Source organism: Paenibacillus sp. P32E, from assembly GCF_001909085.1.
GTDB lineage: Bacteria > Bacillota > Bacilli > Paenibacillales > Paenibacillaceae > Paenibacillus_AQ > Paenibacillus_AQ helianthi.
Genome location: NZ_LVYY01000002.1, coordinates 394,377 through 415,189 on the forward strand (window position 1 = coordinate 394,377; position 20,813 = coordinate 415,189).

Annotated in this window: 19 protein-coding genes; 3 read left to right on the forward strand and 16 right to left on the reverse strand. The window is 47.9% G+C overall.

Annotated features, from left to right (window positions below; translation table 11 throughout):
• Positions 1–125: 125 nt before the first annotated feature.
• The 13 genes from A3848_RS03885 to A3848_RS03950 all read right to left on the reverse strand — a co-directional run bounded on the left by A3848_RS03885 (position 126) and on the right by A3848_RS03950 (position 14,322).
• Positions 126–1,118, reverse strand: a complete 993-nt coding sequence (locus A3848_RS03885; protein ID WP_074083619.1) for a LacI family DNA-binding transcriptional regulator — start codon at positions 1,116–1,118, stop codon at positions 126–128.
• Between the two features lie 43 nt (positions 1,119–1,161).
• Positions 1,162–1,986 carry a carbohydrate ABC transporter permease gene (locus A3848_RS03890; RefSeq protein WP_074083620.1) on the reverse strand — a complete coding sequence of 275 codons (825 nt, stop codon included), beginning with the start codon at positions 1,984–1,986 and terminating at the stop codon, positions 1,162–1,164.
• A 42-nt stretch (positions 1,987–2,028) separates the two neighbouring features.
• Complete coding sequence (locus tag A3848_RS03895) at positions 2,029–2,883, reverse strand: carbohydrate ABC transporter permease (protein ID WP_178381902.1); 855 nt, start codon at positions 2,881–2,883, stop codon at positions 2,029–2,031.
• 163 nt (positions 2,884–3,046) lie between these two features.
• Positions 3,047–4,288, reverse strand: a complete 1,242-nt coding sequence (locus tag A3848_RS03900; protein WP_074083621.1) for a sugar ABC transporter substrate-binding protein — start codon at positions 4,286–4,288, stop codon at positions 3,047–3,049.
• Between the two features lie 377 nt (positions 4,289–4,665).
• Positions 4,666–6,606 (reverse strand): stalk domain-containing protein, encoded by a 1,941-nt coding sequence (locus tag A3848_RS03910; RefSeq protein ID WP_074083623.1) that lies wholly within the window; start codon positions 6,604–6,606, stop codon positions 4,666–4,668.
• Positions 6,607–6,773: 167 nt separating this feature from the next.
• Entirely contained in the window at positions 6,774–7,703 is a 930-nt protein-coding gene (locus A3848_RS03915) for a formylglycine-generating enzyme family protein (RefSeq protein ID WP_483874428.1), read from the reverse strand.
• Between the two features lie 220 nt (positions 7,704–7,923).
• Entirely contained in the window at positions 7,924–8,922 is a 999-nt protein-coding gene (locus tag A3848_RS03920) for a DUF4179 domain-containing protein (RefSeq protein ID WP_178381899.1), read from the reverse strand.
• A 39-nt stretch (positions 8,923–8,961) separates the two neighbouring features.
• Positions 8,962–9,063, reverse strand: coding sequence for a hypothetical protein (locus A3848_RS32760; RefSeq protein ID WP_256702132.1), 102 nt, complete (start codon positions 9,061–9,063; stop codon positions 8,962–8,964).
• 660 nt (positions 9,064–9,723) lie between these two features.
• The gene (locus tag A3848_RS03930) at positions 9,724–10,956 is read right to left on the reverse strand and encodes an aminopeptidase (protein ID WP_074083626.1); all 1,233 of its coding nucleotides are present in this window, start codon (positions 10,954–10,956) and stop codon (positions 9,724–9,726) included.
• Between the two features lie 134 nt (positions 10,957–11,090).
• The gene (locus A3848_RS03935) at positions 11,091–12,434 is read right to left on the reverse strand and encodes a sensor histidine kinase (protein ID WP_074083627.1); all 1,344 of its coding nucleotides are present in this window, start codon (positions 12,432–12,434) and stop codon (positions 11,091–11,093) included.
• Positions 12,435–13,148, reverse strand: a complete 714-nt coding sequence (locus A3848_RS03940; protein WP_074083628.1) for a response regulator transcription factor — start codon at positions 13,146–13,148, stop codon at positions 12,435–12,437. It lies immediately after the preceding gene.
• Positions 13,149–13,297: 149 nt separating this feature from the next.
• Positions 13,298–13,861, reverse strand: a complete 564-nt coding sequence (locus A3848_RS03945) for a hypothetical protein (protein ID WP_074083629.1) — start codon at positions 13,859–13,861, stop codon at positions 13,298–13,300.
• A 113-nt stretch (positions 13,862–13,974) separates the two neighbouring features.
• Positions 13,975–14,322 carry a hypothetical protein gene (locus A3848_RS03950; RefSeq protein WP_074083630.1) on the reverse strand — a complete coding sequence of 116 codons (348 nt, stop codon included), beginning with the start codon at positions 14,320–14,322 and terminating at the stop codon, positions 13,975–13,977.
• A gap of 151 nt (positions 14,323–14,473) precedes the next feature.
• Here A3848_RS03950 and A3848_RS03955 point away from each other — a divergent pair, with 151 nt between their 5' ends.
• Entirely contained in the window at positions 14,474–15,604 is a 1,131-nt protein-coding gene (locus tag A3848_RS03955; RefSeq protein WP_074083631.1) for a VanZ family protein, read from the forward strand.
• Positions 15,605–15,707: 103 nt separating this feature from the next.
• Complete coding sequence (locus A3848_RS03960; protein WP_074083632.1) at positions 15,708–16,976, forward strand: serine hydrolase domain-containing protein; 1,269 nt, start codon at positions 15,708–15,710, stop codon at positions 16,974–16,976.
• Between the two features lie 79 nt (positions 16,977–17,055).
• On the opposite strand, the gene A3848_RS03965 is transcribed toward A3848_RS03960, so the two are convergent.
• Positions 17,056–17,823 (reverse strand): exodeoxyribonuclease III, encoded by a 768-nt coding sequence (locus tag A3848_RS03965; RefSeq protein ID WP_074083686.1) that lies wholly within the window; start codon positions 17,821–17,823, stop codon positions 17,056–17,058.
• Between the two features lie 248 nt (positions 17,824–18,071).
• Between A3848_RS03965 and A3848_RS03970 the strand changes: the two genes are divergently transcribed.
• The gene (locus A3848_RS03970; RefSeq protein ID WP_074083633.1) at positions 18,072–18,359 is read left to right on the forward strand and encodes a hypothetical protein; all 288 of its coding nucleotides are present in this window, start codon (positions 18,072–18,074) and stop codon (positions 18,357–18,359) included.
• 149 nt (positions 18,360–18,508) lie between these two features.
• Here A3848_RS03970 and A3848_RS03975 read toward each other — a convergent pair whose 3' ends face one another.
• Together A3848_RS03975 and A3848_RS03980 are read right to left on the reverse strand one after the other, a co-directional pair.
• Positions 18,509–19,612, reverse strand: coding sequence for a citrate synthase/methylcitrate synthase (locus tag A3848_RS03975; protein ID WP_074083634.1), 1,104 nt, complete (start codon positions 19,610–19,612; stop codon positions 18,509–18,511).
• A gap of 114 nt (positions 19,613–19,726) precedes the next feature.
• Positions 19,727–20,578, reverse strand: coding sequence for a helix-turn-helix transcriptional regulator (locus A3848_RS03980; RefSeq protein ID WP_074083635.1), 852 nt, complete (start codon positions 20,576–20,578; stop codon positions 19,727–19,729).
• Between the last annotated feature and the right edge of the window lie 235 nt (positions 20,579–20,813).

Consider the following 20,813-nt stretch of genomic DNA (forward strand, 5'->3'; position numbering starts at 1 on the left):
ATGAAACGAAACGTTTCTTTTGTTCTATACCTTTTATAATATGGATTTATAATTATTAAATCACTGTAATTTCATAAACGTTTCACTTTATTTCGATATACTACCGCTATCATTCCCCAGGGCGGTTAGCTCCGGGGTTTGACCGATTTACGTTCAACCAGCTCAATCTTGAGCTTATAGAAATCATTGACGGTGTCACCGTTCAGCATCTGGAATAGCAGATGTCCCGCCAGTGATCCGGATTCGTACATGGGCTGCCGGATCGTGGTCATCGGGGGCTGAATGTACTCGGCCAACTGGATATCATCAAAGCCGATCACTGAAATATCATCAGGAACCTTGATACCGCCTTCTTCCAGAGCCTTCATTCCTCCTACAGCCATTTCATCGTTCGCATAAAAGACAGCGGTAGGCAGTTCTCCTTGCATCAGCATCATTTTGGTCGACTTATATCCGCCTTCACGGATGAATCCCCCGTTTAGCTTCCATTTGGCTTTTTCCTCCAAGCCCGCTTCCCGCATGGCCCGCTGAAACCCTTGGTAGCGCAGCGCATTGTCATAGGAATTAGCCGGTCCGCTGATGTATGCAATATGCTCATGGCCTTTATCGATCAAATAACGGGTAGCACTGTAGCCTCCCTGCTCTCCATCAACCACAACGTTAATGAGGCCACTACCGGTAATCAGCCGGTCCATAACAATGATGGGAAACCTATCGCTTCCGGCAGCCTGCAAAATTTCATCGGTAATGTTGTGTGCCAGCACAATGGCTCCATCCACTCTTTTTTCCAAAAGAAATCTTACTGCCGTGGAATCCTTCCCGCCCATTGAACTGCATGCGATTAGATCATAGGAATTGGACAAGGCCACATCCTGAATGCTCCGGATCAGCTCCGAATAATAGGGACCGGACAAATCCGTCAAGATTAGAGCAATAGTATTCGTGCGGCTTCTTTTCAAATCCATGGCAAAGCCATTTTTCTGATAATTCAGCTGTCTGGCGGCTTCAAGCACCTTTTCCCTGGTTTTGGCGCTCACCTTGCTGTCGCCGCTCATGGCATAGGATGCTGTTGATAAGGCTACCCCTGCCAGCTTTGCCACATCTTTGATTGTTGCCATGTTTGTTCAATCCTTCCCGAGACATGCAATATGCTTCTCTATATTATTTTATGCCGGAGATGGTATATCCTTCTATGATATGCTTCTGGAAGAAGATAAATATAATGATGATTGGCACAACCATGAAGGCAGCCCCTGCCATTTGCAGTCCGAACTCAGTACCATATTGTCCTTTTAGCAGTGACAAACCTACCGATAAGGTGTACAGTCTCTCGTCATTGGCAATAATGAGCGGCCAGAGGAAGCTGTTCCAAGCCCCAATAAAGGTCAGAATACCTTGTACCGCAAAAACCGGCTTGACGATCGGAACCATCAGTTGGAAAAAGATCCGCAGTTCCCCGGCCCCGTCCAGTCTTGCTGCCTCTAGCAAATCCATTGGAATCGTCGTCATGAACTGGCGGAACAGGAAGATCGCAAAAGCGCCGACCAAACCAGGCAACACAATACCCGCCATCGTATTCACCAAATGCATCTGGTTAATAATCAGATAGGTAGGAATCATCGTCACCTGCGAGGGGATCATCATCGTCGCCAAAATAATATAGAAAAACTTGTTTTTACCCGGAAAATCAAATTTAGCAAAAGCATAACCGGCCATCGCGTTTAGAAACAGTCCCACAAAAGAGCACAGCACGATGATCAGTGTATTTTTCAAATAAATTAAAAAGTCCATCTTCACGAACAAATCCCGGTAGTTGGAGAACGTCGGGTGGTTCGGAATGAGTGTTGGCGGAATCACAGTAAATTCATTCTCAGGTTTAAAGGAAGAGCCGATCATCCAGATGAACGGCACCATCATCAGCAGTCCTCCGATAATGAGCAGTGCGATCATCAAGCCTTTTTCCATATGTTTCATTTTCAATGCCATGAAAGTATCCTCCTCTTTAAGCTGCAGCGCAGAAGCTGAAACTTAATATTCCACTTCTTTCTTTTTGACCGCGAATTGAATGAGCGTCACCACAATGATAATGATAAACAGCACAAACGAGCCAGCAGCCGCATAGCCAAACTTACTGAGCTGGAAACCGTTGTTGTAAATGAAGAGTGCCATCGACATCGTTGCATTGAGCGGTCCGCCCTTGGTCATAACCAGCGGTTCTTCGAAGAATTGAATCCAGCCAATCAAGGTCGTAATGGTCACAAAGAAAGTAGCGAATCCCAGCAGAGGAACTGTAATGAAGCGCAGCTTCTTCCAGCCTGTTGCTCCGTCAATTTCAGCCGCTTCATAATAGGAACGGGGAATACCCTGCAGGGCCGCCAGGAAAATAATCATATTAAGCCCGATGGATTTCCAGAACGCCAACAAGATCAGGGACAGTTTCGCAAGAGTCGGGTCCTGAAGCCATTCCTGTGCCGGAAGGCCGAAGATGGACAGAATGTAGTTGAACAGACCATAACTGCCGTTATACAGATATCCCCAAACCACTGCCACCGCTACAATGTTGGTAATGGACGGCATGTAATAGATGACACGGAAGCTTTTGAACAGCCAGCTTGTTCCGTAATTAAGCAGCAGGGCCACTCCCATGGATGCGAGCACTACAAGCGGTACACCGATAACTACATAGATCAGTGTGTTATACATCGATTTCAGGAAGATCGGGTCTTTAAAAATATTAATGTAATTGTCGAAACCCGCACTGCTGATATTCGAATAATCTGCAAGTCCAACCAAATCCATATTGGTAAAGCTGATGACCAGCGCAATAATAATCGGAATTATGGAAAATAAGGTCAGCAGGATTACGGCAGGCGCGATAAACATATAAGGGTATTTATTTTTATTCCATTGCTTCACAAATGAACTCACAATTGCTCACATCCCTTCGCTTTCTTGCACTTTCTTCCTAATTAAGAACGAACGTACATACTGCCGGGACCTCTTATCGGGAGATACCGGCAGTATGTCTGGCAAGTATGATACTTACTTACTTGTTGCCGAGAAGTTCATTTGCCTTGGCGTTCAACTTGTCGAGTTCAGTTTGCGTATCTGCACCGCCCACCGTAATCTGTTCGAACGAAGCCATAGCCGCTTTTGCAATCTCTTCATATTCAGTAACCATTGGAGCAGGACGGCTGTTCTCAAGCTGTTTGCCGAAGGCTTGGATCATCGGGTCCTTCAGAGCATCATTCTTCCAGGCAGACTTAAGAGCAGGCAATGAATTCGAAGTTTCAAAGAATTTCAGTTGTGCTTCCTGTTCAGCCATAAATGCAATGAACTTCGCGGCTTCATCCGGATTTTTGCTGTAGTTGAAAATAGATAGGTCTGCACCACCAATGGAGGAGGTATTGGTTTTCTTCGCAGGCAGTGTTGTAACAGCCCATTTGCCGTCAATCTCCGGCGCTTTTTCCTTAACGGTCTTAATCATCCACGGACCGCTGATGAACATCCCCATAGTGCCATCTTTGAATGCAGCTACCGTATCCAGATCTGTACCCTTAGGGGACAAACCTTCATCATAGAAGCTCTTTAGAAAATTAATGGTTTCCACATAAGGAGGTTGGTTGAACTGTGGCTTACGGTTGCTGTCAATCAGCTCGCTTCCGTTCTGCCAGGCGAAGATTGCAGTATAGATTGAATCCTTTGCCTCGATAGGCAACGCATAATGTCCGGCTCCGCCTTTGGCTACCAGCTTCTTGCTCGCATCCTTCAGTTCATCCCAAGTCTTAGGACCTTCCGGATAGCCTACGTCACCTAGCAGATCTGTACGGTAGAACATGGCGCGTGTTTCAACATAGAAAGGAATCGCTACCGTCTTGTCTTCATATTTCGTCGTTTGAACGGCACCGTCGAAAAAGTTTTCCGCTTTCATGCTTGGGTATTTTTCGATATAAGGTGCCATATCCTTCAGCGCACCGGCAGCTGCAAATTCAGGAATCCAGGTTGTACCCATTTGGACTACGTCCGGACCGTTTTTGGAAGCTACGGCTGTCAGTAATTTGTCATGTGCATTATCCCAAGGAATCGCTTGAACTTCTACTTTAATACCGGGATTTTTTTCTTCATACATCTTGGCAATCGGTTCTACGGTATCTGCAGTACCCATGAACCACACCTTTAATGTTTTGCTGTCACCGGATGCTGAATTATTGGAATTCCCACAACCTGCAGCGACCAAAGAGAAACTCATCAATACTGCTGTAGCTACTAAACCTGTCTTTTTCTTCATTTCTTTCACCCCTAATTTAGTGTTAGCCAAACTTCGAAAACTATGAATAAAGCCCATACATCGAAACGTTTCGATTTTTTTCGAAAAAAATTTCGAGTTTTTCTGTGAAACATAGTACGAATTTCAGACCTCATAGTCCATATTTACCCATTTTTTGAGATCCAAAACTACTTTTTCTACATTCTTCCTCGAAAAGGAGATCTTCCCCTCAGCATGTTGCCCGTTTATCGATTGCGTGATTCGAATCGTTTCGATAGCCCTATTATATGACTTGCTGTTAGCGATTTCAAGTAGGCTATCCAAAAATGTTGCAAAAAAGGACACTCTGCTGATCCAGAGTGTCCTTTGAGTAAAGCTGCAGCCTTGCTTATATCCGCTTAGTTGGTATAGATCATCGTAACAACGCCGTTCGTAAAGGTTACATAATTAAAATTGCCATACGACCAGGTCTCTACCCGAACACCGCTGCCTTCCATAGCCGAGGCATCGATGGGCGAGCCCCAGCTTAATTCCACCTGTTGCTTGGTCATACCGGTTGTAACCCGTCCATCCTTGATCTTCGCCCAGATGGCATCCGGCCATTTATAGGTCTTGTAAGGATCGGCTGTGAAGAACTCTTGTCTGTCCGCAAGGGTAGATATTAATTCATCACCACTCATCTTACGGGTGTTCAGAACCTTACCCGAAGGAAACTTAAAGGCTGCTGCAAAGTAGCCGTTATTGTTCGGAATAATATCCACAATCGTCACCTTCTGAAAGCGGTAATTCTCATCAAAAAAGTTAACCCAGTAGCTTTTCCCAATGAGCTTGGCGAGGTAACCTTGTGATTTCGTTTTGACGATCTGGGCCGTCTGTTTGGTCTGCACCGTCAGTTTCGCGCTCCCGAAACTAACCGTCATCTTCTGGTAAGTGCCATCCCAGGCCAGACCGGCTCCAAGTGCGGTTTTGAGTAGGGATGCCGGAAATACTGCGGTTCCGTTCACGGTTTGCACTTTATCGCTCATTTTAACCTTTTCGCCATTTATGATCGCTGTATCACTGCCCAGCTGTAGCTGAATCGGCAGTTCGCCAAGCCGGATGGTGAAGGTTTTGGCGGCCATATCCGCTTGAATGGAGGCACCCAGCTTATGGAACACAGGCTGTACCGGAAGGTACATCGTCCCCCCTATGTAAGCTCCCTGGTCCATCAGCGATGTATCGCTGATGGAGACGCTGATCGTTTTGGAGAACGAACCGGAGCGGGCTGTCAGTTTGGTCTGGCCCACCGCAAGGGCTTTTACCGTACCGTCCGGCATCTTTTGCAGCAGATAAGGCTTCTCGATCTCAAGCTCAGCTTCGGACAGCGGGATGCGCTTCGTCGTGTCATTGCTCCAGATTTCGTCAATCTGTACTGATACTTTGCTGCCAACCTTCAGTTCTTTAGACTCAATCCGCAGATTCAAATCTTCAATAACCGGAACGGAAATCTCCTGCAATTCACCGGACTGGGGACTATAGCTCCGGAGTGTGCCGTCCTGGAGCTTGATGATCAACGAGCCGCGCCACTCGGTAACCAAGGCAGTGACATGTCCCGGCTGAGACTCAGTCTGCTCCAATTCATAGGTGCCGGGCACTTGTGATCTCTTCACTACGATTGTCCCGTCTTGAAGGAGGACAAAGAGATTTCCACTGTCATTGTACAGCGCGCCCGCCGCCTGCTCCGTCAACGTTGTAGGCACATATTTGGCCGGATTGGCCTTGTCTGCCTGGTATTTGGAATAGACCAGCACCTTGCCGGACTTCAACACTACAGCCGCCTCATTAAGGTCGCCGGACAGAACCGCCGAAACCTCTGAAGCGGAGCCCAGCTGGTCCATCGGGCCTTGGAAGCCATATGCGCACCGCAGTTCTCCAGAACGGGATAAGGTTACCAGTATATTCGTATGCCGGTTGGCATTGATCATGGCGATATCAGAATATTCCTTCAACTGCTTGCCATCCATATCCCACACGGTGCCGTCCTGTTTCAGATAATAGGTTCCGGAGATCTGAACAATACCTGATGTCCCCTTCACCACTTTCGCATCAAATAACGAGAATCTCACCAGCTGTCCATCCTTGGTCAAGCCGTACTCCCCATCCAGATCTACAATGTTGTAGTCTGTCAACAAGGTTTCCTCAACATTCATATCTTGCGTCCAGACTGTGCCGTCACTCATCAGACGATTGCCGTCTTCGAAATCAACCAGCGTAGCTCCCGCCGCCTCCGCCTTGCTGAAATTCCCTAGGAGCGCCACTGCAATCACAGCTGCTGCAATTCCCAACTTATACCCTCTCATTTTCCAAAATCCCCCTCCAGAGTTGTTACATCTCCACTTTATCACAAATTATTTTATTTTCCAGAGAGGAATGGGAGAAGGTCTCATCAGGGTTTACTGAACAGGTAGACTGAATCACACCGTACTCGTTCAGGGACCAATCTTCACCACTATTTCCTGTTCAATGCTCATTCAGCATCAACGGCACAGCGAAATCCGATACTACCTGTAGAACTGTCCGGCGTGTTCGAACTGCGCGCCGCAACACGGTAACGGTTGCAGTAGGAATGGTGGCAGAGGTAAGAGCCGCCTTTCATCGTTCGAGCCTTGCCAACTGCTGGCCCCTGCGGGTTAATGGATGAACTGATTTGATGATAGCTTGAACTGAACCAGTCAGAGCACCATTCCCATACGTTGCCGGTCATATTGTACAATCCATACCCGTTGGGAGGATAAGCATCCACGGGACAAGTGCCGAAGTAACCATCAGGTGCCGTGTGGACTTTCGGGAACTCTCCGTGCCAAATGTTGCAGAGATTTCTGCTCCCCTGCTTAAGTTGATCTCCACAAGGGTATCTCTTGCTGGAAAGAGCACCCCGTGCAGCGAGCTCCCATTCCGCCTCTGTTGGCAGCCGTTTGCCCGCCCATCTGCAATAGGCCTCCGCATCATTCCATGATACATGTGCAACAGGATGGTTCAATCTGTCCTGGATGTTCGTACCGAGACCAGCCGGGGAATGCCACGAGGCGCCCTCCATGACCAGCCACCACGGCGTTTGGACCGGAAATTGCAGCGGCTGCTTCTTTAACTCATCCGATACAAAAGCATGGAATACAAATGACCAGCCGAATCGCTCCGCCTCTGTGACATATCCCGTGGATTCAATGAATGTCTTGAATTGGGCGTTTGTAACTGCATATTTCTCGATATAGAAGGGAGCGACATAGACCTCGCGCTCTGGTCCTTCTCCATCAAAAGGGAACGCCTCCTGACTGTTCGTACCCATTAGAAAGGTGCTTCCTCCAAGTCGCACACTCTGTGACAGATCAGGAAATGGGTTCATGTGTGCCGCGGGACCCGGCGCCTGAGTCTCCGGATATAGTATTCGAGTCTCCAGATATTCGGAAGTTGGCTGCCATCTAGCGGCGCAACAGCTTTTCTCTTGATGTTTATCTAAAATGAGACCTCCTTATCTGGCATTACTTCCTTCTGAGCGGGAATATCTTCTGCATTAGTGCTTGCTCAATCGCTTGCTGTGCAGCAGCGCTCTCTTCCAGAAACTCACCCGGATGTCTGTTTTTTAGCTCCGATAAAATTGGCTTTAAGCGCATCGCTTATTATTTTGTATAAACTTTCAGATTAATTTCCTCCAGCTTACTTCCCGTCCGCTCTTTGATCTTCAGCACCAGCGACCCGGGATCATCCAGCCAGTTGCTGGCAAACGCATATTCATATCCATCCACCGTACCACCGCCTGAAACCGGGCTGAGCTGTACGGATTTTCCATGAATTTTCGACAGTACTCCCAGAAAGAGGGCATTATCGAAGATATCTACTCTGGTCTCCCAGTCATTGTCCTCCGGATTCTTCAGCGCTACTCTTGCGTGGATCAGCATTGGAGACATTTCAACCTGATTGAGTACAACCTCATGCCCGTTAAGTGTAAACGGCAAATTCGGCTTCACAATCTGTGTCTTATATTTCTTAAATTTCGAATCAAGCGCAAAGCTTACCTTCAGGATCGGGGAATAGTGCATATCCTCCATGATCGTTCCTGTTTTGGGCTCGGCCATTTTCCCGGGATTCACGGAAGCGATCCTGAATTCGGCTTCCAGCTGCTGCGGAAAAGGTTGTGAACGGTCGAGCAACGTCGTGTTCAGATAACTGTCAGTGGCACGGTTCTTCATCTTCGCACTGTTAATGCTGTATATCTCCTGCTTCTCATCGGTGGTTGCCGTATACAAGTACATAATCTTATTTTCGTCTGCCGTAATGGCATTTAATGTTATCGCATAGCCATCAGCTTCAGCCGTCTGGTTCACCGTCTGGTTCACCATCTGAACGTACCCGCTCCGGATCACAGAATCTAGCGTATACTCATCTATGCTGAATATGGCGTTTTCTTTAAAGACCTCTAGCTCCCCCCAATCGACGGACTGTACTGTGCTTGCAGGCTGCGGGACGGACTGAAGATATGGAAGGACAAACAGTATAGCTGCGGCTATCACGGCTGCGGCGATTCCCAACCCCATGCTTCTGGAGAAAAAACGGTACTTCAGCCTTTGCTGCCCCCGCTCCATCCCTGTACATTTCTTCCTGCATACGGACCGCATCATTGAGCAAGGATTGCTCTTCACTGCTACCATTCATTCCATTCACCCCGATTCTTCAATGGTTCTAAGCTGCTTCAGCCCTTTGTGCTGCCAGGTTTTGATCGTTCCTTCCGGTTTTCTGAGCAATTCTGCGATTTCTGTCAAAGTCATATCGTTGTAGTACTTCAGAGCAGCACATGGCGGTATTTCGGCTTCACCTGCTCCACGGCCCGCAGAATTTCCAGCTTGCTGCTGCTGTCCTGCATGACAGGTTCCTGCATCGCTTCCTCCGGTGTCGGCACAAACTTCTTCCTTCTTCTTTGCTCATCGATGCAAACATAGATCAGAATCCGGATCATCCATGATTTGAATGCCAGCGGCTCTTAGGCAATATGGTATAGCTGGTCACTGTGTTCCATAACGGAATTATAAAAGGCGCTATCCTCCCGCGTCACAGCACCCGTGAGCTTTTTCATTTCCGCCTTGCGACTGATCATTTGTTCCCCTCCTTGCTTATCTGTATATGGTTTAAGACGCAGAGCTCGCCTAAACGGTTTTCGCATAACCTAAATTTAGCGAAACTTAGATTTTCAAATGGGGTACTAGTCAGCTTATATAGATGCTGATTCTAGCATATCCCCCCCAAAAAAAAGGCTGCAAAACCCACCTTCAGGTGAGTTTGCAGCCTCGACTCCGGCAAGTAGAAACGGCTTTGCCGTCCTTTTTTAAAGGACGGTACCGTTTCAGCGAGAAATATAAGGATGATTGATGGCGTGAAACATATAAATCCTTATATTTGCACAATTGAAATGTCCCAATTCCCTTTTATAGTACCCAGTTTCCTTTGCGGAAGACGGGTTCAATGGTTCCATCGGCCAATTCGCCGTCGATATCAAGCTCTGCGGAGCCGACCATGAAGTCAACATGCGTCAAGCTGACATTGGCTCCCCGTTCCAGCAGTTCTTCGCTGCTCAGTGAGGTTCCGCCTTCGATATTTACCGGATACGCGCTGCCGAGTGCAAAGTGGCAGGAAGCATTCTCGTCGATTCCGGTGTTGTAGAATACTCGATCCAGACGTGAAATAGGAGAATCATGCGGCACCAGCGCCACTTCTCCCAGATAAGAAGCTCCTTCATCCGTTTCTAACAAAGAGGTCAGATGCTCCCGCCCGGATTCTGCATCATAAGCCGTTACTTTTCCGTCTGTAAAGGTAATCTTAATCCCATCTACAAGCCGTCCGTTCAAATTCAGCGGGAGTGTGCTGCTTACTGTCCCGTTGACTCCCTTGCGGTGCGGCATGGTATATACTTCTTCAGTCGGCATATTGGCTACAAAATAGACTCCGGCCGCATTTTCACCGCCACCGCCGCGCCAGAGATGTCCCTCAGGAAGCTCTACGTGCAGATCCGTTCCCGGAGCGCGGTAATGCAAGCTTTTGTAGCGTTTGGCATTCATCCGTTCCTGGGATTCCTTGAGATCGGTAATATGCCCGCGCCAGGCAGCTACCGGTTCCTCGCTGCCCACACGGTTCATCTGGAATACAGCCTCCCACATCGCTTCCACTCGCTGTTCTTCCGGCAAATCCGAGAACACCTTGTCCGCCCAAGCCTTCGTTGGCGCTTTGATCAGCGACCAGCTGATTCGGTTATTACGGGTATAGTTCTGATATTTCTTGCGCGCTATGGCTGCGGCTTTCACAGCAGTGGATACTTTGGAGGAATCGATGCCGCGGAACAATTCCGGATCAGGCACCTTAATATGTAAAATAGCTCCGCCCTCTTCCGCAAACCCTTCCAGCATATCAGCATGCCACTGCGGATAATATCCAAAAGAATCCTCTGCGGCCTTCTCGTAGCGAATCCGAGTTACCTTCTCGTCATCCCAATCCACAAGCACATATTTGGCTCCTGCTTCATAGGCCTTGCCTACAATCAGGCGGGTGAGCTCTGCCGTTTCCAGCGGCGAATGAATCATCAGTACTTGTCCAGGCTGAATATTCACTCCGACCTTGACCACCAGGTCCGCATATTTCTCCAGCATCCCATCAAAATCCTTCATCGCTTCATTTCCTCCGTATCTTAAATTACTGTGCCTTGCGAAACATCTCCGCTGCTTGTAGCAGCCGGAGGTTCGTATTCACTGTCAATTTTAACGTAAAATACAAGAGGTTGCGAGTCCAATCCGAATTCCATTTATGCACCCGTTCCGGTTAACCGCCCGATATGTTTAATAAAACTGAACCGCGCACCGCCAAGAGGGGAGGTGGAGTATACTAACTCTCCGTCTAAATTCGTGGCAATCTGTCGGCAAATCGCCAAACCGAGTCCGGTAACCCCGTTAGATCCGGTATAAAACCGCTGGAAAACAGCATCCCGCTCCATTTCACTTAATCCATTGCCGTCATCGTCAATATGTATGGCCCAGACAGCTCCGGGATATTCCGCATCGATTCGCACACAAATTTGGCTCGAAGTATGTCTTACAGCATTTTGCAGCAGATTCACCAGAACCTGGAACAGCTGCTCTCCAGCGACAACAACTTGAAGGCTCGCCCCTTCCACCTGGAGCTTAATTGCCCGTTCATTAGCTGCCGGCATGAGTAAGAGCGCCGCTTCTTCTGCCATTGTACGAAGATCAATTGCTGATGCAGGCCAATATTCATCGACCGCCTCCAACCTTGAAAGCTGAAGCAGCTTGTCCACCATATCCATCAACCGCACAGACTGCGTTAAAATGACTTCAAGTCCCGTCTCTTGTGTAACCACCTGATCTTGGATGGCAAACACAAAACCGTGTATCGACATCAGCGGTGTTCTGAGCTCGTGGGAAACGTTCTGCAGGAACTCAACCTGATTGCGCTGATGCTGTTGTATGCGGTCAGACATCGACTGAAAAGTAGTAATCAATTCGCCGATTTCTGTGGTATCTCCCACCGGAAAGGCTTCATCCTGCGAACGGTAAGGCTCATATCGGCCTACTGCTTCCTTCAGCTGATTCAATGGACGCACTACCCTCGAAACGGTCAATAGGCCTATGACCAGGATCATTAAGAGACTGAATCCAATCGCCAGAAGTGTTGTCCGCATCAAGGAACCGTAGAGCGCTCTAAGTGAGGAGAGTGGAGCATAGATGAAGATAGAATAAGGCCGGCCGGCCAAACGTTCTTTGGTGAAGAGAATCTTTCTGCCGTGCAATACCGCTATACCCTTCCGCCCGGAAAGTGCATAATTCAGGGTGTTTCCTACTTCCCTGTCGTCGTTAGCATCGATGATTTTATTATTTGGATCGAGAATAAGATAGTCCGCATCCAGCATCAGACCCTTTACTACATATTTGAATTCCGTGTTGTTTAGTCCGGAGATATCGCCATTACGCAATATTTTCTCCGCTTTTTCTGCCTGCCCATGCAGCTGAGCCTTGACCTGATTCACCAGAATATCATCAATCAGACTGACGAACAGAGCTACCGTAATTCCAACCGTAACCACAAGCGCCAAAAAAAAGGACAACAGCATCTTGCCTCTAATAGTATGCATCTATATTTTGTTCACGGTCGCTTTGTAGCCGAAGCCCCAGACCGTATTAATCAGTAGTGAAGAACCGTGCTCAGTAAGCTTTTTACGGATTCTTTTGACAAGATCATCCACAACCCGGACATCTCCGAAGAAATCATAATTCCATACATGCTGGATCAGTTGTTCCCGGTCAAACGGACGCTCTAAATGCGATGCCAGAAAAAGAAGCAATTCAAATTCACGCGAGGTCAGGCTTATTTCCGTGTTATTCACAGAGACCCTGCGAAAATCAGCATAGATCTCCAGATTTCCGGCATGGCATATATTCTCCATTTTGGATGCAGCCGCAGGGTCTACAGACGAACCATTCCCTAATTTATACAGACGCAGCATTGCCTTAACCCTGCCTACCAGTTCACGAGGATTGAACGGCTTGCTCAAAAAATCGCTGCAGCCCAGCTCCAGCCCGTATATACGGTCACTTTCTTCCCCCCGTGCAGAAATCATAATAATTGGAATCTCGGTAAACGAACGTATTTCAGTTAGTAGAGAAAGTCCGTCAATTCCCGGCATCATGATATCCAGGATCAGACATTCAGGTTCATCCAAGCGCACATATTCCACCAGATTAGCCCCGCTGGCAAATGAAGTCACCTCATAGGCTTCCTTCCGCAAATACTCAGAGAGCAGTTGTAAGATGAAAAGGTCATCGTCTACCACTACTATTTTGCTCACCGTAAAGTCACTCTGCCTTTCTATATCAGCCTCTTATATATACAGCGTAACACAATAGATAAAAGACGGGAAACCTGTGTATGGCCCCGTCTTGGTTGAAGATAGAATATGAAGCTGACTTACAAGATCAGAAGGATGTATTAGATTCCTTATTTCTTAGTTGTTTTTGCCGGTGCCTTTACCGCGGTTTTTGCCGGTGCTTTTACTGTTGATGTCTTTGCTACTGTAGTTTTGGCTGGTGCTTTTACTGTTGATGTCTTTGCCACTGTAGTTTTGGCTGGTGCTTTTACTGTTGATGCTTTTTTCACTGCAGTTTTAGCTGATACTTTTTTAGTGGATGCTTTTTTCACTGCAGTTTTAGCTGATACTTTTTTAGTTGATGTTTTTTTCACTGCAGTTTTTGCTGATGCTTTTTTAGTTGATGCTTTTTTCACTGTAGTTTTTGCTGGTGCTTTTACTGTTGTTGATTTTGTTGTCGATTTTGTTGCTGCTACTGCCTTTGCTGGTGTTGCAGCGGTTTTAGGCAGTGCAACGTGTTTTACAGCAGGTGTAGCTACTTTTGCGGTTGTAACTGTTTTGACAATCGGTGCTGATGCCTTTGTCGCAACTGCTGCCTTGACAGGTGCTGATGCCGCAAATGCACTTGTCGAGCCTCCTACCACGCTAATCACTGCCAGTAATGCAATTGCTTTTCTTGTCCATTTGTTATTCATCTTGAACCACCTCTTCCTTTGAAGTGACTTTAGAATAACAATCGGATACGGGAATTCTGTGAGATAAATATGAAAAAAGTATATGATTGTCCACTACTCAGCTGTGATCCGCCCTATTTCTTATCCACCTGCAACAGTGTAACTGTCTTAACCGCATAAGTGTGGGTGATCTTGTCTTCTCCGATGATATTCAGCTTGACCAGACTGGCGATTTTTGCCGGATCTGCTTTGGAGAGCAGCCTCCACACCTCAGGATCAGATAACGTCTGATACAGCTTGTCGTCATCGTATTCCTTACGGTTCTGCGTGACCAGCTTCACTCTGTAACCCCCGATTTCACTATCCGCAACCCCCTGTTCTGCACAAAATGCCAAGATGTCCTGTCGAAGCTCACCCAGCTCCTTCTCCAGCTCTTTCTGTTTAGCCTTCAGTTTGTAATATTGCTGCACCTTCTTCTCCATATTGCTTCACGCTCCTCTCCTGACATATCTATGCCGGATGGGCAAAATAAATAAGTGTCACTCCGAATTGCAGTGATACCTGCAGGCAGCAGCGTCTAACGTATAGAGGTGTTCTCTGAATTTTTACTATCCTATTTACGGCAGGTGGCTCATGTTTCAATCCTATCTATCTCCAATCTCTTATGCGTTCATGTCTTTTCCTGTGGCAGCGCTACTGTTCACACTCCCCTTCCTCGTGGTTCAATACAGGCGATACGGCTATATCAACAAGATTAGGGCACTCGTCCTTTATTTGTTGCTGCTCTATTTGCTGAACGCATTCTATCTGATTATGCTCCCGATGCCGTCGTCCAGGCATAATGCTATGCCTACGGGAAATATGATTCAGCATATACCGCTTCAGTTCATCCAGGATATTGTCCGCAATTCCAACGTAAGCGCAGATGAACCTTTATCTTACCTCCGGATCCTCCGGCAACCGGATTTCCTTCAGGCCGTATTCAATGTATTTCTGACGGTACCGTTTGGTATGTTCCTGGGTTATTATTTCCGCACACGCTGGGTCGTCTGCATTCTGCTCTCCTTTACGCTTTCACTGCTTTTTGAGATCACTCAGATCACGGGAATTTACGGTTTTTTTGATCATCCATACCGGATCTTCGATGTCGACGACCTGCTTACCAATACACTGGGTGGAATCACCGGATACCGGATTGCGCTCTGGATATCCGCTCTGCTGCCACGAATCGAACAGCTGGACACCCGGGTAGATTTATCCGCCAAAAGAGTCACTTATACCCGCAGAGGCATCGCTGCGGGGTTAGACGCGCCTATCTGGATCATGCTGTTCCTGCTGCTCCATTCCTTCCAGGCCCCAGGCGCTTACTGGATCACGACAGGGGTTTATTTTGTAGTGCTTCCTTTCTGTACCGGCGGGCGAACCTTTGGCAAATGGGTTGTCCGCATCCGCATAAGCAGCGAAGACGGACACAACCGGTTATGGGGATTGATCCTAAGATATCTGCTCCTATACGGAATTATAATTGGGGTGAATGTCTATCTGCTTACTCCCTCCTGGCTCTCCAGTGTATCCGGTCCATGGATGGGAATCATGTATGGTGGAGTAATGATCATGAATTTCATATTCTTTATTCATCTTGTAATCCGTATATTCAAGCGAAACCCGGTGCTGGTATATGAACAACTGAGCCGGACCTGCAACAGGATCACCTGGCCTGATCAGCAGCACGCCGATACCGGGAAGACTTGTGAGATTCCATAATATGAACAGGTAGGAGTCCCATGCAGGACTCCTTTTTCCTTGTCCAGGATTGGTATAATATAGTAGGTATAGCTCTTATCCACGTCTATCAAGGGAGATATGATTGTTCTCACTCAGTAAAAGCTTCACCTCGACAGCAATTGGCCTGGCGGTGGCAGAGGGGTTATTGTCACTGGAGGATAAGGCGGTGGCTTTCTTCCCTGATGATGCCCCAGCAGACATTAGCCCCAATCTGGCACAAATGAACATCAGCCACCTGCTGATGATGGGCACCGGCCATATAGAGGATACCATGCCACCAATGATGAGCAGCGAAGACGGCAACTGGGTCCGAGCTTTCCTGAAGCTTCCGGTCGATAAGACACCTGGTACCCATTTCCTTTACAACACCGGCGCCTCGTATATGCTGTCTGCCATTTTGCAAAAAGTAAGCGTTCTCACTTTACTGGAATACCTGGAACCCCGGTTGTTTGTACCGCTGGGTATTCAACATCCGACTTGGGGCTCTTGTCCCCGGGGGATCAATCTAGGTGGATTTGGGTTAAGCATCACTACCGAGGATATTGCAGCATTTGGACAACTGTATTTACAACAAGGAGTGTGGAATAACCGTCAACTGCTGACCCCGGAATGGATTTCCGCCGCAACCTCCAAGCAAATCAGCAACGATGATGGTAGTCCGGGAGCAGCCTCCAGCGACTGGTCGCAGGGTTATGGCTATCAGTTCTGGCAATGCCAGCATGGCGGATTTCGTGGAGACGGCGCTTTCGGCCAACTCTGCATTGTGATGCCAGAGCAGGATGCTGTGGTTGCCATAACAAGCGGAAGCAGTGATATGCAGCGTATTATGAACGGGGTATGGGAGCATCTGCTGCCTGCCATGAGTACAGAATCATCCGTTGCCCCAACCAGTTCTGCTGCGAATGCGGAACTTGCTCTGCTTCTTGACCGTTTAAGCTTTCAGCCCGAGCGGCAGAAGGAAGCTTCAGTCCTTGAGTCGTTCTTGAACGGCAAAGTATTCAGAATGGATGATAATCCGCAGCAACTGGAAGCCGTTTCGGTTTCTTTTAACACTACAGAGGCGTTATTAATGTTGCAGGGTATGTACGGTAAACAGATTATCAAGCTTGGGCGAGGCGAATGGATAGAAAGCTCCGCGCAAATCTTGGACTCTACCAAGAACCTGATCTCTTCCAGCTTCACCTGGACTGCGGAGGGCAAGCTTAAGATGACACTGCTGTTTGTAGAAACTCCTTTCTGTCTTACCATGGAAGTGTCGGTTAAGGATACTTCCATGGTACTTCATCAACAATTTAATCTGTCCATGTCCCCTGAGGATCTTGAAGCAGAATTCGTTGGCTATCTGGCATAGGACATCATTAACTACAGAATTGCAAAGGGCCGGGCATCCTGATTGGGGATGTACGGCCCTTATTATTATCCATTTAAAGTTAGGATTCCTGTATACCCTCAAGCTGCAAAAACACTGGACAATGATCGCTACCCATTACACTGCACTCCATCCCCGCCAGCTCCAGCTGCGGTGCAAGACGTGAAGACGCCAAAAAGTAATCAATGCGCCAGCCTACATTCCGTTCTCTGATCTTCGGCATATAAGACCACCAGGTGTAGGCCCCTTCCTGATCGGGATGAAGGTGTCTGAATGTATCAATAAAACCCGAATCCAAGAGTACCGTCATCTTCCCCCGCTCTTCATCGGTAAAGCCTGAATTTCCGCGGTTGGCTTTGGCATTCTTCAAATCGATGTCCTGATGGGCAACATTCAGGTCTCCGCACACCAGCACCGGCTTACGCTTGTCCAGCTCCTGAAGATAACTGCGGAAGCGATCCTCCCATTCCATCCGGTAATCCAGTCTCGTCAAATCCCGTTTTGCATTCGGAGTATAGACATTCACCAGGTAAAAGTCAGCGAATTCCAGTGTAATCAACCGGCCCTCGGGCTCTGAATCTTCTTCCATGCCGTATCTTATAGAGAGCGGCTTGATTTTCGTGAATACCGCCGTTCCCGAATACCCCTTCTTCACTGCGTAATTCCAGTACTGTTCATACTCTTCTCCCAGTTCCAGAAGAATTTGTCCGGCTTGAAGCTTGGTCTCCTGTACACAAAAGATATCTGCAGCCGTTTCTTTGAAGTATTCCATGAAGCCTTTGCTAACGCAGGCTCTTAACCCATTCACATTCCAGGATACCAGCTTGATCATCTTAATTCTCCTTACTATTAACAGAATTACTCCCAGTGTAACATATTACAACCTGCTGAATCTCTAACGTTAGTTAGCCGCAAACTTCAATACCAGTGCAAGGGCAGCCATGTTCCATCCTGGATGGACTATTAATCCAACTATAGGCTTGCTATTAATTTGTGCTAACCTCCCATGTCATTCGTCAAAACAATAATAGAGTAACAGAATAGAATATTCTATCAAATGAAAAGGAGGTCGTTACCATGGCTATCTTGTTACCCATTCAATTCTTCAACCTGGCACCCTCTGTAGGTAAATCCTATTACGAGAATCTGGCAGGTGGCATTGATGCAGCTGTAACGGTAAACAACGGTTCTGCATTCCCTGTGGAACTTGTCATTTACCGGGTCAATGCGCCAGTTGTCACTTATACCATCCCTGCACTGAACAGCCTCACCCTTTCTGTCAAAGCACTTCTGGTTGCCGCACTTCTCAGCACGGCTGCCGGCGCTGTCTTTGGCACCATTGAAATTGCAACATCCGATTTCTAAAGCACCGCCAGAGTATCCCCCTCATACTCTCACTCATGATCATCCCTCTACTCAAAACATCCCCGGCCGCTTATCGGCCGGGGATGTTTTAGCATACTTACTAGCTATGTTCTAAGCGATTAACCTCAGGAATGATTCTGCAGCTTTTTTTAGAATTCGTTCTGGGGCATAGGGCCGGTATAGACGGATTGCGGACGGAAAATCCGGTTGTTGGCAGCCTGCTCCATAATATGCGCGGTCCAGCCGATAATTCTTCCTGCTGTAAAGGTTGGTGTAAAAATGTCCGGTGAAAGCTCCAGCGCCTTAAGAATAGCAGCAGCATAAAACTCCACGTTGGTGAACAGTCTGCGGCCCGGCTTGTATTCTTGAAGTAAATGTATAGCTGTTGCTTCTACATGAAGTGCCAAGTCAAAAGAAGGATCTTTGCCGATCATTTCTTGTGTCGCGATCTGAAGGGCTTCAGCACGCGGATCTTTGGTTTTATAGATCCGGTGTCCGAAACCCATGATCTTGGTTCCGCTCTCCAGAGCCTTCCGCAGCCACGGTTCCGCCCGTTCCTGGGTGCCAATATCCTCGAGCATGGCTATTACTTCATACGGGGCACCGCCATGCAGCGGCCCTTTCATAGCCCCGATTGCACCAGCGACTGCAGCATTCATATCCGACTCGGTAGACAGTACCACGCGGGCAGCGAAGGTTGAAGCGTTCATGCCGTGCTCCATACATAGAATCAGGTAAGCATTGAGCGCCTGCACATGCGCCTCGGTCGGCTTTTCACCAGTCAGCATGTATAAGTAATTGGCCGCATGCCCAAGCTCTGATAACGGTTCCAGTGGTGTTAATCCGTTCAGCGTACGGTATCTATAAGCAATAATGGTCGGGAGGATGGATGCCAGCCTTACCGCCTGCGCTAGTACCGGGGGCCAAGAGGTATTCTCCTGCTCTCCAAGTGCAGCAATGGTACTCTGCAGCACCAGCATCATTGGAACGGAAGCAGGCATCAGTTCAATGATCTGCCGGATATACCCTGGCAACTGACGGGATGCAGCCATTTCGTTCTTAAGCCGTTCCAGCTCTTCCGCAGATGGCAGGTGTCCGTTCCACAGCAAATAGGCTACCTCTTCATAAGTGCGAGTCACTGCAAGTTCTTTCGCCCAATATCCCCGGTATACCAAGTACCCCTTTTCACCGTCCACCAGACCAATGTCAGTTTCCCCTGCCACTACGCCTTCCAATCCGGTCACTTTTGCCATTATACTTTGCTCCTTTTCCGATTCCATAAGTTAAACATCATATTAGGAGTATAAACGTCAAACCTTACATTGCATATTTATAGTTTTTTATGAATCCATAAAGATTTTTTATCATCATTCCTGGGCATGCTGTTCCATCAGCTGCTTGAGCTTTGCTTCTGTATTGGAGTCCCCTGCCGGTGTATAGATACTGCACCGCAAATCGGTGCTGCCGTGTACTTGGAGCGAGGTCAGGTGAAACAGCATTTTGCCAGCTTTCGCATGACGGAATTCAAGCACAACATCGGGAGCTGAGCTGACACGGCTCTCTTCCCACAGCGTGTTGAACTCCGGATGCTGCTGCTTCATCTCCGCAATGAAATCATCATACCAGCGGTCCTCCACATATTGGCCGTAATAGGCCCGGAATATGGATAAATACCCGCTGACGAACTGCTGCCAGTTCACGGCGAGGCGCTTGAATTCCTTGCGGACAAATAGCAGGGAGATCATATTCCGCTCCTCCGGCGGGAGCTTGGCAAAGTCGAGAAACACATGCGCTGCCGCTTCATTCCAACCCACAATCCCGCAGCGCCGGTCGGAAATAATAGTCGGACAGGTGGTCAGCTCCTGTAGAATTTTCTGCAATGAAGGACTGATCTCGGAGATGTTCTCCTGCGGATAAAGGGCAGCTCCAGGCCCGTTCTCCAGTGCCAGGGCAAATAAATAGCTGCGCTCATCTTTGGTCAGTTGCAAAGCGGCCGCAATACAGTCCAATACAGAAGGCGATACTTTGATATCCCGGCCTTGCTCCAGCCAGGTATACCAGGTGTTACTGACTCCGGCTAACTGCGCAACCTCTTCCCTCCGCAGGCCCGGGGTCCTTCTACGCGTGCCTTGAGGCAGCCCTGCGGAGGCGGGTGATATCGCCGCCCGCCTTGCTTTTAAGAAGTCCGATAAAGCCTGTAGCCTGGTCTGAGTAGACATTATCTATGCGCCTCTTCCTGAACGATGTTTAGAATAGTATTAATTATACTATGATAAACGACAACTTGTAATAGGATAAATAAAGTGAAAAAATAAACGTATAACAAAAAAGTTACATGCTTCGGCTGCGAGTATAACACAGTGTCTTTATGGAAGCTTATGCTGGCAAAACATTGTGGATGCTTCCGATGTGAGTTTTGCGGAGTAGATTCATGGGAGCTTATGCTATCAAAAC

Excerpts from the sequence above, each read along its gene's own strand:
- A3848_RS03895 (WP_178381902.1), bottom strand. The coding sequence starts at position 2,883 with ATGTTTATCGCGCCTGCCGTAATCCTGCTGACCTTATTTTCCATAATT.
- A3848_RS03955 (WP_074083631.1), top strand. The coding sequence starts at position 14,474 with ATGTTTCAATCCTATCTATCTCCAATCTCTTATGCGTTCATGTCTTTT.
- A3848_RS03910 (WP_074083623.1), bottom strand. The coding sequence starts at position 6,606 with ATGAGAGGGTATAAGTTGGGAATTGCAGCAGCTGTGATTGCAGTGGCG.
- A3848_RS03975 (WP_074083634.1), bottom strand. The coding sequence starts at position 19,612 with ATGGCAAAAGTGACCGGATTGGAAGGCGTAGTGGCAGGGGAAACTGAC.
- A3848_RS03890 (WP_074083620.1), bottom strand. The coding sequence starts at position 1,986 with ATGGCATTGAAAATGAAACATATGGAAAAAGGCTTGATGATCGCACTG.
- A3848_RS03980 (WP_074083635.1), bottom strand. The coding sequence starts at position 20,578 with ATGTCTACTCAGACCAGGCTACAGGCTTTATCGGACTTCTTAAAAGCA.
- A3848_RS03885 (WP_074083619.1), bottom strand. The coding sequence starts at position 1,118 with ATGGCAACAATCAAAGATGTGGCAAAGCTGGCAGGGGTAGCCTTATCA.
- A3848_RS03930 (WP_074083626.1), bottom strand. The coding sequence starts at position 10,956 with ATGAAGGATTTTGATGGGATGCTGGAGAAATATGCGGACCTGGTGGTC.
- A3848_RS03900 (WP_074083621.1), bottom strand. The coding sequence starts at position 4,288 with ATGAAGAAAAAGACAGGTTTAGTAGCTACAGCAGTATTGATGAGTTTC.
- A3848_RS03920 (WP_178381899.1), bottom strand. The coding sequence starts at position 8,922 with ATGATGCGGTCCGTATGCAGGAAGAAATGTACAGGGATGGAGCGGGGG.
- A3848_RS03935 (WP_074083627.1), bottom strand. The coding sequence starts at position 12,434 with ATGCATACTATTAGAGGCAAGATGCTGTTGTCCTTTTTTTTGGCGCTT.
- A3848_RS03950 (WP_074083630.1), bottom strand. The coding sequence starts at position 14,322 with ATGGAGAAGAAGGTGCAGCAATATTACAAACTGAAGGCTAAACAGAAA.
- A3848_RS03945 (WP_074083629.1), bottom strand. The coding sequence starts at position 13,861 with ATGAATAACAAATGGACAAGAAAAGCAATTGCATTACTGGCAGTGATT.
- A3848_RS03970 (WP_074083633.1), top strand. The coding sequence starts at position 18,072 with ATGGCTATCTTGTTACCCATTCAATTCTTCAACCTGGCACCCTCTGTA.